Genomic DNA, 13,505 nt, shown 5'->3' on the forward strand with positions numbered 1-13,505 from the left:
AAGTACGGCATCGACAAGGACGTGGGCTACATCTCCACCGGCGGCGGCGCCTTCCTCGAAGTGCTCGAAGGCAAGACCTTGCCGGCCTTCGAGATCCTCAGCCGGCGCGCGGCATGAAGCACCCGGTTGCGGCGTACCGCAACCACCCGCCGCGCGGATGCGCCGGCCGCTGGGGAGCGGCCCGGCGCCGGCCTGCGCGCCCGCCGCCTCAGCGCGAGCGCAGCAGCCGGTTCAGCAGGATCGCGCCGAAGGTCGCGGTACCGATGCCGCCGAGCGCGAAGCCGCCGAACTTCAGCGTGTAGTCACCGGTGCCCAGCACCAGCGTGACCGCGGCGACGATCAGGTTCGAGTTGACCGAGAAGTCGACCTTGTTGTCGACCCAGATCTTCGCGCCGGCCACCGCGATCAGGCCGAAGACCACGATCGACACGCCGCCCATCACCGCCAGCGGAATCGTCTGGATCAGCGCGCCGAACTTGGGCGAGAAGCCCAGCACGATCGCGATCAGCGCGGCCACCACGAACATCGCGGTCGAGTAGATCTTGGTCGCCGCCATCACGCCGATGTTCTCGGCGTAGGTGGTGACGCCGGTGCCGCCCGAGGCGCCGGACACCATCGACGCGATGCCGTCGCCCAGGAAGGCGCGGCCCATGAAGCGGTCGAGGTTGCGGCCGGTCATCGCGCTGACGGCCTTCACATGGCCCAGGTTCTCGGCCACCAGGATCAGCGCCACCGGCGCGATCAGCAGCATCGCTTTGGCGTCGAACACCGGCGTGCTGAAGTGCGGCGCACCGAACCAGGCGGCCTGCGCCAGCCGGGTCAGATCGATCGGCTTGCCCAGGCCCAGACCGTTGGTCAGGACCGCGTACACGATGCTCGCCAGGATCAGCCCGGCCAGGATCAGCAGCCGTTGCAGCATGCCGCGGGTGCGCACCGCCACCAGCCCGACGCAGACCACGGTGACGGCCTGCATCCACTTGTCGAAATCGGTCGGTGCCATGTTCTTGATCGGCACGCCGGCCAGGTTCAGGCCGATCACGGCGACCACCGCGCCGGTGACCACCGGCGGCATCAGCGATTCGATCCAGGCCGTGCCGATGGCCGTGACCAGCAGGCCGACCAGCGCCACCAGCGCGCCGCAGGCGATGATGCCGCCCAGCGCCAGCGGGATCTGGCCGTTGGCGCCGCTGCCGGCGAAACCGGTGGCCGAGATCACCACGCCGATGAAGGCGAAGCTGGAGCCCAGGTAGCTGGGCACCTGGCCGCCCACCACGAAGAAGAAGATCAGCGTGCCGATGCCCGACATCAGGATCGCGACGTTCGGGTCGAAGCCCATCAGGATCGGCCCCAGCACCGTCGCGCCGAACATCGCGATCACGTGCTGCACGCCCAGCACCGCGGTCTGCGGCCAGGGCAGGCGTTCGTCCGGTGCCACCACGCCGCCAGCCGGCACGGATACTTCTCGCCATCGGGGAAACAAAGACATCGGGGCTCCTCGGTTGTTGGGTTCGGCTCGCGGCAGGCGCCGGGCGGGCGCTTCCATGCCGGCGAGCAGTGTAGAGGCGCAATGCAACTTTCGCGCCCGTCGCCAGCCGGCGTGGTGCGATCAGGTCGGCGGCGACCAGCCGCGCGGCACGGCGCCGATCAGGCGCCGCGTGTAATCCTGCTGCGGTGACTGCAGCACCTGTTCCACCGGCGCCTGCTCCACCGCCACGCCGTCCTTCATCACCAGCACCTCGTCGGCCATGAAGCGCACCACCGCCAGGTCGTGGCTGATGAAGACATAGGCCAGACCGAGTTCGTCCTGCAGGTCGCGCAGCAGGTTCAGCACCTGGGCCTGCACCGACACATCGAGCGCGCTGACGGCCTCGTCCAGCACCAGCACCTCGGGGCTCAGCGTCAGGCAGCGGGCGATCGCCACGCGCTGGCGCTGGCCGCCCGAAAACTCGTGGGGGTACTTGCCCAGCGCCTGCGCGCCGAGGCCGACGCGCTCCAGCCAGCCTGCGGCGCGCTGCAGCCGGTCCGCGTCGTCGCTGCCCAGGCCGTGGATGCGCATCGGTTCGATCAGCGTCTGCGCGATCGTGAAGCGCGGGTTCAGCGCCGCGTACGGGTTCTGGAACACGATCTGGATGCGTCGCCGCATCGCCAGGCGTTCGGCGTCGCCGAGGGCGAACAGGTCGTGGCCATCGAGCCAGACCTGGCCTGCGCTGGGCGTGTGCAGCCGCAGCAGCGTCAGGCCCAGCGTGGTCTTGCCCGAGCCCGACTCCCCCACCACGCCCAGGGTGTGGCCGCGCCGCAGCTGGAAGCTCACGTCCTGCACCGCCTTGAACTCGCGATGGCCGAACCAGCCCTGGCGCAGCGCGAAGCCCTTGGACAGCGTGCGCACCGCCAGCACCACCGCCGCGTGCGGGTCCTTGGGCGGCGCCGGCCGGGGCGCGCTGCGTTCGTGGAGCAGGTCGTCGATCACCGGCAGGCGCGGCGGGGGGGCCTCCAGGCCCGGGCGGCAGGCCAGCAGCGCGCGGGTGTAGGCGTCCCGCGGCGCGTTGAAGATCTGCGCCGCCGGGCCGCTTTCGCGCAGCGTGCCCTCGCGCATCACCACCACCTGGTCGGCGATCTCGCCGACCAGGGCCAGGTCGTGGCTGATGAACAGCATCGCCAGCCCCAGGCGGGTCTTCAGCCCGGCCAGCAGGTCGAGGATCTGGCGCTGCACGGTCACGTCCAGCGCGGTGGTCGGCTCGTCGGCGATCAGCAGCTTCGGTTCGCAGGCCAGCGCCATCGCGATCATCACCCGCTGCTGCTGGCCGCCTGAGAGCTGGTGCGGATAGGCGCCCAGCCGCCGCCGGGGCTCGGGCAGCCCCACCTCGTGCAGCAAGGCCTCGGCCCGCGCGCGGGCCGCCCGGCCGCCCAGGCCCAGATGCACGACCAGCGGCTCCACCAGTTGCTGGCCCACCGTGAACACCGGGTTCAGCGACGACATCGGGTCCTGGAACACGCAGGCGATCTCGCGGCCCCGCACCCGGCGCAGTTCGGCGGGCGTCGCCTTGAGCAGGTCGCGCCCCTGCCACAGCACCTGGCCGTGGCGCTCGGCGTTGTCGGGCAGCAGGTTCAGCACCGACATCGCGGTGACGCTCTTGCCCGAGCCCGATTCGCCCACCAACGCCACCGTGCCGCCCGCTGGCACCTCGAAGCTGATGCCTTGCCCGCCTCGGCCCACCGCCTCGGCGCGCTGCACCTGGCCGTCGGGCCCGCGAGCGCGAAACGCCACCCTCAGGTCGCGCAGGCTCAGCAGCGGTGGGGCCATGGCGTTCATCGCCGGATCTGCAGCTTCGGGTCCAGCGCGTCGCGCGCCGCGTCGGTCAGCAGCGAGAACGCGGTGACGAACACGGCCATGAAGGCCGTGGCGGCGGCGAGCTGCCACCAGTCGCCCAGGATCAGCTCGCTCTGCGCCTCGGCCAGCATCGTGCCCCAGCTGACCTGGTCCACCGGCACGCCCAGGCCCAGGTAGGACAGGATCACCTCGCTCTTGATGAAGCCCACCACCAGCAGGCTCATGCGCACCAGGATCACGTGGCTGACATTGGGCAGGATGTGGCGGAACATGCGCGCCGCGTGGCTCGCACCGATGGCCTCGGCCGCGCGCACGTACTCGCGCGCACGGTGCTTCATGAACTCGGCGCGCACCTGGCGGTACAGGCCGGTCCAGCCGACCAGGCCCAGGATCAGCACCACCGTGCCGACGCCGCGGCCCAGCACGGCCGCGAAGGCGAATATCAGCAGGATGTCGGGGATCGCGGTGAACACGTTGTAGACCCACTCCAGCAGGTCGCCCAGCCAGCCGCCGGCATAGCCCGCCAGCGCGCCGAGCAAGGTGCCGAGCGCGGTGGCCACCACGGCGGCCAGCACGCCGACGAACACCGACACCTCGGTGCCCTTGATGGCCTTGGCCAGCACGTCGCGGCCCAGGCGGTCGCCGCCCAGCGGCAGCGTCAGCGCCCGCGGCGTCGCATGCTGCGTGTAGACCTTGGCGCGCTCGGCCCACGCGGCGTAGCGGGGCGCCAGCGGGTCGATGTCCGAGAGGTCCACCGGCGGGCCCTGCGGACCTGCCAGGGCCGCGCTGGCCTCGGGCGCTCTCGGCCCCAGCAGGCTGGGCGGCGCGTTGGGAACGCCCACCTCCTGCTGCCAATGCCCCGCCACCACGCCGGACGCCGCCAGCGCGATCAGGATCAGGTAGGCGACGACGATCGCGGCGCAGACCAGGCCGACCCGGTCGTGACGGAAGCGCCGCCAGGCCGCGCGCCAGACGCCCTCGGAAGAGCTCGGCGCGGCGGCTCCGGCAGCGGTCGTCATCGCGGCCGCGCTCACCGCAACACCACCCGCGGGTCGACCCAGTGATAGAGCAGGTCGGTGGCCAGGTTGATCAGCATCGTCAGCGCCGCCAGGTAGACGGCGGCCGCCTGGATCACCGGATAGTCGCTGCGGTTGACCGCCAGCAGCACCTCGCGGCCCAGGCCCGGGATCGAGAAGAAGACCTCGATCAGGAACGAGCCGACGAACACCCCCGGCAGCGCCAGGCTGACGTTGGTCAGGATGGGAATCAGCGCATTGCGCAGCACGTGCTTGAACAGCACCCGGCCCTCGCCCAGGCCCTTGGCACGGGCGGTGCGCACATAGTCCTGGCCCAGTTCGTCGAGGAAGAAGCTGCGGTACAGCCGGGTCTGCGGCGCCACGCCCACCGCCACCGCGAGCAGCACCGGCAGCGGCGCGTAATGGGTCAGGTTGGTGGCCAGCGAATCGCTCCAGCCCTGCACCGGAAACCAGCCCAGCTGGAAGGCGAACAGGTACTGGCCGACGATCACGTAGACCAGGAACGAGATCGCCAGCGCCACCGTGGCCACCACCATCAGCGCGCGGTCGGTCAGCGAGCCGCGCACCACCGCCACGCCCAGCGCGATCGGGATCGCCACCAGCGTGTCGAGCAGCAAGATGGGCAGCATCACGGTCAGCGTGGCCGGCAAGCGGGTGGCGAACAAATGGCTGACGCTCTCGTGCGTGGCCCAGCTCTGGCCCCAGTCGAAGCGCAGGATCTGGCCGATGAACAAGCCCAGCTGCACCCACCAGGGCCGGTTCAGGCCGAGTTGCTCGCGGATCGCGTCGACCTGCTCGGGCGTGGCGTTCAGGCCGCCCAGGATCACCGCCGGGTCGCCGCCGAAGACCTTGAACAGCCCGAACACCAGCAGCACCACGCCCAGCAGCGTGGGCAGCATCTGCCACAGGCGTCGGAACAGGTAGGTGGCCATCGTCTCCTTTCGGGGTCGGGGTGGCCGCAGTGTAGGGGCGCCGGCATTGATGTCGGCGTCAGGTCGCGGCACGGAGCTTCCCGGATGCGGTGCCGGCGCGGTTTCGACTATCGTTGGCCTCGCCGGCGGCGCCGTGACCGCCACCGGCGCCGCCGATGACCGAACCACGACCCCTCCACCGCCGCCGCGTCCTGGCGGCCGCCGCAGCCGGCCTGGCCTGGAGCGAGGGCGCGCGGGCGGCGGCATCGCCAGCGCGCGAGGCCGGCGCCGAGAAGGTGCTGCGCTATGCCTTTCCGGCGGCCGAGACCAGCTTCGATCCGAGCCAGATCAGCGACCTGTATTCGCGTACCGTCACGGCGCACATCTTCGAGTCGCCCTGCACCTACGACCCGCTCGCCCGGCCGGCCAAGATCCGCCCGCTGACCGCCGCGGAGATGCCCTCGCACAGCGACGATTTTCGCGACTGGACGGTGCGCATCCGCCCCGGCATCTACTTCGCCGAGGACCCGGCCTTCGGCGGCCGACGGCGCGAGCTGGTGGCGCAGGACTACGTCTACGCGATCCAGCGCTTTGCCGATCCGGCGCTGAAATGTCCGTTGTGGAGCTATGTCGAGACGTTCGGCTTCGTCGGCCTGAAGGAGGCGCGCCAGCGCGCGATGGACCGCCATCGGCCGTTCGACTACGACACGCCGATCGAGGGCCTGCGCGCGAGTGACCGCCACACGCTGCAGATCCGGCTGCGCGAGCCGCGCCCGCGCTTCACCGAGTTCCTGGCCGAGACCGATTTGTTCGGCGCCGTCGCACGCGAGGTGGTCGAGCGTTACGGCGAACGCATCAGCGAACACCCGGTGGGCACCGGCCCGTTCGTGCTGCGGCAGTGGCGGCGCGGCTCGCTGATCGTGCTCGGGCGCAACCCCGATTACCGCGAGCGCCGGTACGACGCCGAGCCGGCGCAAGACGACGCCGAAGGCCAGGCGCTGCTGGCGCGCTTCAAGGGGCGGCGCCTGCCGATGGTGGACCGGGTCGAGTTGTCCATCATCGAGGAAAGCCAGCCGCGCTGGCTGGCCTTCCTGAACGGCGAGCACGATCTGATCGAGGCCCTGCCGCCCGAATACGCGCCGCTGGCCCTGCCCAACGGCCGCCTCGCGCCCCACCTGGCGCGGCGCGGCGTGCAGGGCTTCCGGCAGCTGCGGCCGGACGCCTATTCCACCTTTTTCAACCTCGACGACCCGGTGGTGGGCGGCTACACGGCGGACAAGGTTGCGCTGCGCCGCGCGATCGGGCTGGGCCTGGACGTGCAGCGCGAGATCGAGCTGGTGCACCACGGCCAGGGCCTGCCCGCCCAATCGCCGGTGGTGCCGCACACGACGGCCTACGACCCCGCCTTCCGCAGCGAGATGGGCAGCCACGACCCGGCGCGCGCCCAGGCCTTGCTCGATCTGTACGGCTACCGCGACCGCAACGGCGACGGCTGGCGCGAGGCGCCCGATGGTTCGCCGATGGAGCTGGTGTGGTCGATCGAGACCGATCAGCGTGCGCGCCACATCGCCGAGCAGTATCAGCACGACATGACGCGGATCGGCGTGAAGATCCGCTTCAAGCCGCGCAAATGGCCCGAGCTGCTGCGCGCCGCGCAGGCCGGGCAGTACCAGGTCTGGCATGTCGGGCTGCAGTCGTCCACGCCCGACAGCCTGGGGCAGTTCCAGCCCTACGACAGCCGGCAGAAGGGCGGGCAGAACCTGGCGCGCTTTCGCCGGCCCGAGGTCGACGCGCTCTACCGCCAGCTCGAAGCCCTGCCCGACGGCCCGGAACGCCAGGCGCTGTTCTTCCAGGCCAAGCGGCAGGCGGTGGTCTGGATGCCGTACAAGATCCGCTTCCACCGGATCATCAGCGACCTGGCCCAGCCGCAGCTGATCGGCTACCGCCACCCCTTGTTCTGGGTCGACTGGTGGATGTGGGTGGACGTCGTCGGGCCCGCGTGATCGCCCGGATGGCGCGGCGCCGCCGCGCTGCCTATGCTGGCGGTCATGAACACCGCCTTGCCCGAACCCCGCCTGACCCGTTTCCGCCGCTGGCTGCATGAGACCCGCGGCCTGCAGTTCGACACCTACGACGCGCTCTGGCAGTGGTCGGTCAGCGACCTCGATGCCTTCTGGGGCGCGCTGTGGGACTACTTCGAGATCGAATCGGCGGCGCCGTACCGCTGCGTGCTCGAAGACCGCCGCATGCCCGGCGCGCGCTGGTTCCCCGGCGCCCAGCTGAACTACGCGCGCCAGGTGCTGCGCCACGCCGACGCGGCCCACGCGGCAGGCCATCCGGCGATCGTCTGGACCGACGAGGCCGGCCTGGCCGCCGGCCAGGTGCACGAGCTGAGCTGGCCGGAGCTGCGCCGCCAGGTGGGGGCGGCGGCGGCCGCGCTGCGGGCGATGGGCGTGCGGCGCGGTGACCGCGTCGTGGCCTTCGCCGCCAACCGGCCCGAGACGGCCGTGGCCTTTCTCGCCGCCGCCAGCCTGGGCGCGATCTGGTCGGTGTGCTCGCCCGACATGGGACCGATGGCGGTGCTGGACCGCTTCCGCCAGATCGAACCCACCGTCCTGCTGGCCTGCGATGGCTACCACTTTGCCGGCGTCGCGCACGACCGCCGCGCGGTGGTGACCGAACTCGTCGCCGCGTTGCCGACGCTGCGGCACCTGGTCCAGCTGCCCGGGCTGGGCGAGCCGCTGGCGCCGCCGTCGCGCGGCGAGGTGGCGCTGCACCGCTGGGAGGCGCTGACCGCCGGCGACGCCCGGGTCGAACCCGAATGGCTGCCGTTCGATCACCCGCTGTGGGTGGTCTACTCCAGCGGCACCACCGGCCTGCCCAAGGCCATCGTCCACGGCCACGGCGGCGTGATGATCGAGGCCTTGAAGGCCGGCGCGTTGCACAGCAACCTGGGCCCGTCGGCCGAGACCGGCGACCGCTACCACTGGTACAGCTCGACCGGCTGGATCATGTGGAACAGCCAGGTCGCGGGCCTGCTCGCCGGCACCACGGTCTGCCTGTTCGACGGCGCGCCCGGCGGTCCGGCCAAGGCGCCCGACTGGACCACGCTGTGGCGCTTCGCCGGGCTGGCGCGCTGCACCTTCGTCGGCGCCGGGGCGGCCTTCTACGCCAGTTGCCTGAAGGCCGGCGTGGCACCGCAGGCGGCGGCCGACCTGTCGGCGCTGCGTGCGGTGGGCTCGACCGGCTCGCCGCTGTCGGACGACAGCTACCGCTGGATCTGGCAGAGCCTGCCCCAGGTCGACGGCCGCGACATCTGGATCTCGTGCATCTCCGGCGGCACGGACTTCGCCGGCGCCTTCCTGGCCGGCTCGCCGACCCTGCCGATGGTGGCGGGCGAGATGCAATGCCGCTGCCTGGGCGCGGCGGTCGAGGCCTGGTCGGACCCGGATGCGCAAGGCCGCGGCCGGCCGCTGATCGACGAGGTGGGCGAACTGGTCTGCACCGCCCCGATGCCGTCGATGCCGCTGTACCTCTGGAACGATCCCGAGGGCCGGCGCCTGCACGAGAGCTATTTCGACATGTACCCGGGCATCTGGCGCCATGGCGACTGGCTGCGGCTGGTGCCGCATCCGGAGGCCGGCGCGACCGGCGCCATCATCTACGGCCGCAGCGACGCGACGATCAACCGCCATGGCATCCGCATGGGCACGGCCGAGCTGTACCGTGCCGTCGAAGCCGAAGCGGAGGTGCTCGACAGCCTGGTGGTCGACCTGGAGTTCCTGGGCCGCGAGTCCTACATGCCGCTGTTCGTCGTGCTGCGCGACGGGCAGGTGCTGGACGAGGGCCTGGTGCAGCGGCTGCGCGCGGCGATCCGCACGGCGCTGTCGCCGCGCCACGTGCCCAGCGAGATCCTGCAGGTGCCGGCGATCCCGCGCACGCTGTCGGGCAAGAAGATGGAGCTGCCGGTCAAGAAGCTGCTGCTGGGCCAGCCGGCGGCGTCGGTGTTCCACCGCGACGCGATGGCCAACGCGCAGACGGTGGACTGGTTCCTGGACTTCGCCCGGCGCCGCGCCAGCGTCTGAGCGCGCCGGGCCGCTCCCGAGCGCGAATCCCGCAGCGGGTGGCGCGCAGGGCAGGCCAGCGAGCGCCGCGGGCGCCGGCTCCGCATCGCTTCATGCAAATGCGGCATGACCGCGCGGTGGTCGACCTGCGGGGGGCGAATGCAGGCTAAATTCCGCCCCCCTAAGGAGACATCGATGTCCAAGAACGACGACCTCTCGCCCGCCGAACGGGCCTTGCGCGACGCTGCGCTCGAATACCACCGGGCGCCGACGCGCGGCAAGATTTCGGTCAACGCCACCAAGCCGCTGTCCAACCAGCGCGACCTGTCGCTGGCCTATTCGCCCGGCGTGGCCTACGCCTGCCTGGCGATCGAGCAGGACCCGTCGCTGGCGGCCGAATACACCTCGCGCGCCAACCTGGTCGGCGTGGTCACCAACGGCACGGCGGTGCTGGGACTGGGCAACATCGGTCCGCTGGCCGGCAAGCCGGTGATGGAGGGCAAGGGCTGCCTGTTCAAGAAGTTCGCCGGCATCGACGTGTTCGACATCGAGCTGGCCGAGCACGATCCGGACAAGCTGGTCGAGATCATCGCCGCGCTGGAGCCGACGCTGGGCGGCATCAACCTCGAGGACATCAAGGCCCCGGAGTGCTTCTACATCGAGAAGAAGCTGCGCGAGCGGCTGGCGATTCCGGTCTTCCACGACGACCAGCACGGCACCGCCATCATCTCCAGCGCGGCGCTGCTCAACGGGCTGGAACTGGTCGGCAAGAAGATCGGCGAGGTCAAGCTGGCGGTGTCGGGCGCCGGGGCGGCCGCGATCGCCTGCCTGGACCTGATGGTCAGCCTGGGCGTCTCGCCGGCCAACATCTTCGTCTGCGACTCCAAGGGGGTGATCCGCGAAGGGCGCGGCGACGTGCTCGACGAATCGAAGCAGCGCTACTGCCAGAAGACCGAGGCCAGGACGCTGGCCGACGTGGTGGCCGGTGCCGACGTGTTCCTGGGCTGTTCGGCTGCCGGGGTGCTGAGCGCCGAGATGGTCAAGACCATGGGCACGCAGCCCATCATCCTGGCGCTGGCCAATCCGGAACCGGAAATCCGCCCCGAACTGGCCAAGTCGGTGCGGCCGGATTGCATCATCGCCACCGGCCGCTCGGACTACCCGAACCAGGTCAACAACGTCCTGTGCTTCCCCTACATCTTCCGTGGGGCGTTGGACTGCGGCGCCGCGCGCATCACCGAGGCGATGAAGCTGGCCTGCGTGCGCGAGATCGCAGCGCTGGCCAAGGCCGAGGCCTCCGACGAGGTCGCGGCGGCCTACGCCGGCAAGGAACTGAAGTTCGGCCCCGACTACCTGATCCCGACGCCGTTCGACGCGCGCCTGATCCTGCGCATCGCGCCGGCGGTGGCCAAGGCCGCCGCCGAGAGCGGCGTGGCGACCCGGCCGATCGCCGACATGGACGTCTACCGCCAGTCGCTCAGCCGCTTCATCTCGCAGACCGGGATGCTGATGCGTCCGGTGTTCAGCGCCGCCAAGTCCGCCTGCGCCAAGAGCGCCGCCCGGGTGATCTACGCCGAGGGCGAGGACGAGCGCGTGCTGCGCGCCGTGCAGGTGGTGGTCGACGAAGGCCTGGCGCAGCCGACGCTGGTCGGCCGGCCGGCGGTGATCCAGACGCGCATCGAACGCGCCGGCTTGCGGCTGCGGCCGGGCGTCGACGTGGCGATCGTCGACCCCGAGGACGACCCGCGCTACCGCGCCTGCTGGGAGGACTACCGCCGGCTGATGGGGCGCGACGGCGTCTCGCCCGACGCGGCCAAGGCGGCGCTGCGGCGCTCGAACACGCTGATCGCGGCGATGCTGCTCAAGCGCGGCGACGCCGATGCGATGCTGTGCGGCCTGGTCGGACGCTTCGACGCCCACTTCGAGCACGTCAAGGCGGTGATCGGCGCGCGCCCGGGCAGCGGCGTGATGGCGACGATGAACGCGCTGATGCTGGAGCATCACACGCTGTTCATCGCCGACACCTTCGTCAACGAGGAACCCGACGCCGCCGAGTTGGCCGAGATCGCGCAGATGGCGGCCGAAGAAGTCTTGCGCTTCGGCCTGCCGCCGCGGCTGGCCTTCCTGAGCCACTCGATGTACGGCTCGTCGAACCGGGCCAGCGCGCGGCGCATGCGGGCCGCGCGCGACCTGTTCGTGGCGCGTGCGCCGTACTTCGAATGCGACGGCGAGATGCAGGGCGACGCGGCGCTGACGGAATCGATCCGGCGCGCGGTGCTCCCCGAGACCACGCTGAGCGGCAGCGCCAACCTGCTGCTGTTGCCCAACATCGACGCGGCCAACATCCTGTTCAACGTGCTCAAGGTCACCGGCGGCAACAACGTGACGGTCGGGCCGATCCTGCTCGGCGCCGCGGCACCGGTGCACATCCTGACGCCGTCGTCGACGATGCGCCGCGTCGTCAACATGACCGCGCTGGCGGTGGCCGACGGCGCGGCGGCGCGGGGACGCTGAGCGCGGCGTTCGCATCGCCGCTGCCGCTGTAATCCGCCGGTAACCCGGTGGGTGGCGGGCTGCGGATAATCGCCGCATTCCAGCGCGCCACATCAGGCGACCACTTACCGGAGACCCAGCCCATGCCCCGTGCCACCAAGATCGTCGCCACCCTCGGCCCTGCGTCCAGCGAGGTCGACGTGCTGGAGCGGCTGCTGCTGGCCGGCGTGGACGTGGTGCGGCTGAACTTCAGCCACGGCAAGGCGCAGGACCACATCGACCGCGCCCGGCTGGTGCGCGAGTGCGCCGCGCGGGTCGGCAAGACGGTGGCGCTGATGGCCGACCTGCAAGGCCCGAAGATCCGCGTCGGCAAGTTCGCCGAAGGCAAGGTGCTGCTGGAGAACGGCCAGCCCTTCGTGCTCGATGCCGCGCGCGCCGAGCCCGGCGACCTGCATGGCGTGGGCCTGGACTACAAGGAGCTGCCGCGCGACGTGAAGCCGGGCGACACGCTGCTGCTCAACGACGGCCTGATCGTGCTGACCGTGGTCGGCGTGCGCGGCGAGCAGGTCCACACCACCGTCAAGGTCGGCGGCGAGCTGTCCAACAACAAGGGCATCAACAAGCAGGGCGGCGGCCTGACGGCGCCGGCGTTGACGGCCAAGGACATGGAGGACATCAAGACGGCGATGAGCTTCCAGTGCGACTACCTGGCGGTGAGCTTCCCGAAGAACGCCACCGACATGGAAATGGCGCGCCAGCTGGCCAACGTCGCCGGCGAGGCCTGGCGCCACAAGCCGTGCATGATCGCCAAGATCGAGCGCAGCGAGGCGATCCCGCACCTGGAGGCGATCCTGCGCGCCAGCGACGGCATCATGGTGGCCCGCGGCGACCTGGCGGTGGAGGTCGGCAACGCGGCGGTGCCGGCGCTGCAAAAGCGCATGATCCGCATGGCGCGCGAGATGGACAAGATCGCGATCACCGCCACGCAGATGATGGAGTCGATGATCCTGGCGCCGGTGCCCACCCGGGCCGAGGTGTCCGACGTGGCCAACGCGGTGCTGGACGGCACCGACGCGGTGATGCTCAGCGCCGAGACGGCCGCCGGCAAGTACCCGGTCGAGACGGTGCAGCAGATGGCGCTGATCGCGCTGGAGGCCGAGCGCGCCGAAGACGTGAGGCTGGACGCGAATTTCAGCGACCGCATCTTCGGCCGCATCGACCAGAGCATCGCGATGGGCGCGCTGTTCACGGCCCACCACCTGGGCTGCAAGGCCATCATCGCCCTGACCGAATCGGGGTCCACCGCGCTGTGGATGAGCCGCCACAACATCCACGTGCCGATCTTCGGCATGACGACCCAGCCCGCGTCGCAGACCCGCATGGCGCTGTACCGCAACGTGCGGCCGGTGCTGATGCCGATCTTCAACGACCGCGATCAGGCGCTGGCCGAGGCCGAGCGCCTGCTGGTGGCGCGCGGCGTGCTCAAGCCCGGCGACACCTACGCCATCACCTGCGGCGAGCCGATGGGTTTTCCGGGTGGCACCAACATGCTCAAGGTCAGCCGGGTGGCCTGAACCCCCATCGCCGTCGGGCAGGGCGGCGGCCGGCGGTGTCTGGCAAGCAAGGTTTCCCTCGTGGACAAGGGCCGCGGGCGAGCTGCCGCTCGGTAGAA

General features: G+C 70.9%; 8 protein-coding genes. 4 read left to right on the forward strand and 4 right to left on the reverse strand.

From position 1 onward, the window contains the following. Positions 1-208 precede the first annotated feature (208 nt). The 4 genes from AC0N04_RS16255 to AC0N04_RS16270 all read right to left on the reverse strand — a co-directional run bounded on the left by AC0N04_RS16255 (position 209) and on the right by AC0N04_RS16270 (position 5,297). Positions 209-1,486, reverse strand: a complete 1,278-nt coding sequence (locus AC0N04_RS16255) for a solute carrier family 23 protein (protein ID WP_474283315.1) — start codon at positions 1,484-1,486, stop codon at positions 209-211. Between the two features lie 120 nt (positions 1,487-1,606). After that, a complete protein-coding gene (locus tag AC0N04_RS16260; RefSeq protein WP_474283316.1) occupies positions 1,607-3,310 on the reverse strand; it encodes an ABC transporter ATP-binding protein in 1,704 nt (567 codons plus the stop codon). After that, entirely contained in the window at positions 3,307-4,347 is a 1,041-nt protein-coding gene (locus AC0N04_RS16265) for an ABC transporter permease (RefSeq protein ID WP_474283317.1), read from the reverse strand. The genes AC0N04_RS16260 and AC0N04_RS16265 overlap by 4 nt, the downstream gene beginning before the upstream one ends. An 11-nt stretch (positions 4,348-4,358) precedes the next feature. Continuing rightward, positions 4,359-5,297: an ABC transporter permease gene (locus AC0N04_RS16270; RefSeq protein ID WP_474283318.1), complete on the reverse strand. Its 939-nt coding sequence runs from the start codon at positions 5,295-5,297 to the stop codon at positions 4,359-4,361. A gap of 155 nt (positions 5,298-5,452) precedes the next feature. Between AC0N04_RS16270 and AC0N04_RS16275 the strand changes: the two genes are divergently transcribed. From AC0N04_RS16275 to pyk, 4 genes are all read left to right on the forward strand, one after another. After that, complete coding sequence (locus AC0N04_RS16275) at positions 5,453-7,279, forward strand: ABC transporter substrate-binding protein (protein ID WP_474283319.1); 1,827 nt, start codon at positions 5,453-5,455, stop codon at positions 7,277-7,279. A gap of 45 nt (positions 7,280-7,324) precedes the next feature. Then, positions 7,325-9,361, forward strand: coding sequence for an acetoacetate--CoA ligase (locus AC0N04_RS16280; RefSeq protein ID WP_474283320.1), 2,037 nt, complete (start codon positions 7,325-7,327; stop codon positions 9,359-9,361). A 174-nt stretch (positions 9,362-9,535) separates the two neighbouring features. Continuing rightward, on the forward strand, positions 9,536-11,854 hold the full coding sequence (locus AC0N04_RS16285; RefSeq protein WP_474283321.1) for an NADP-dependent malic enzyme: 2,319 nt from the start codon (positions 9,536-9,538) through the stop codon (positions 11,852-11,854). Positions 11,855-11,976: 122 nt separating this feature from the next. Next, the gene (pyk, locus tag AC0N04_RS16290) at positions 11,977-13,407 is read left to right on the forward strand and encodes a pyruvate kinase (protein WP_474283322.1); all 1,431 of its coding nucleotides are present in this window, start codon (positions 11,977-11,979) and stop codon (positions 13,405-13,407) included. Positions 13,408-13,505: the final 98 nt, after the last annotated feature.

Source organism: Ideonella sp. sgz306126, from assembly GCF_056032705.1.

Bases quoted from the DNA above. Each gene is read 5' to 3' on its own strand.
- AC0N04_RS16255 (WP_474283315.1), bottom strand. From the start codon at position 1,486: ATGTCTTTGTTTCCCCGATGGCGAGAAGTATCCGTGCCGGCTGGCGGC.
- AC0N04_RS16260 (WP_474283316.1), bottom strand. From the start codon at position 3,310: ATGAACGCCATGGCCCCACCGCTGCTGAGCCTGCGCGACCTGAGGGTG.
- AC0N04_RS16265 (WP_474283317.1), bottom strand. From the start codon at position 4,347: ATGACGACCGCTGCCGGAGCCGCCGCGCCGAGCTCTTCCGAGGGCGTC.
- AC0N04_RS16270 (WP_474283318.1), bottom strand. From the start codon at position 5,297: ATGGCCACCTACCTGTTCCGACGCCTGTGGCAGATGCTGCCCACGCTG.
- AC0N04_RS16275 (WP_474283319.1), top strand. From the start codon at position 5,453: ATGACCGAACCACGACCCCTCCACCGCCGCCGCGTCCTGGCGGCCGCC.
- AC0N04_RS16280 (WP_474283320.1), top strand. From the start codon at position 7,325: ATGAACACCGCCTTGCCCGAACCCCGCCTGACCCGTTTCCGCCGCTGG.
- AC0N04_RS16285 (WP_474283321.1), top strand. From the start codon at position 9,536: ATGTCCAAGAACGACGACCTCTCGCCCGCCGAACGGGCCTTGCGCGAC.
- pyk (WP_474283322.1), top strand. From the start codon at position 11,977: ATGCCCCGTGCCACCAAGATCGTCGCCACCCTCGGCCCTGCGTCCAGC.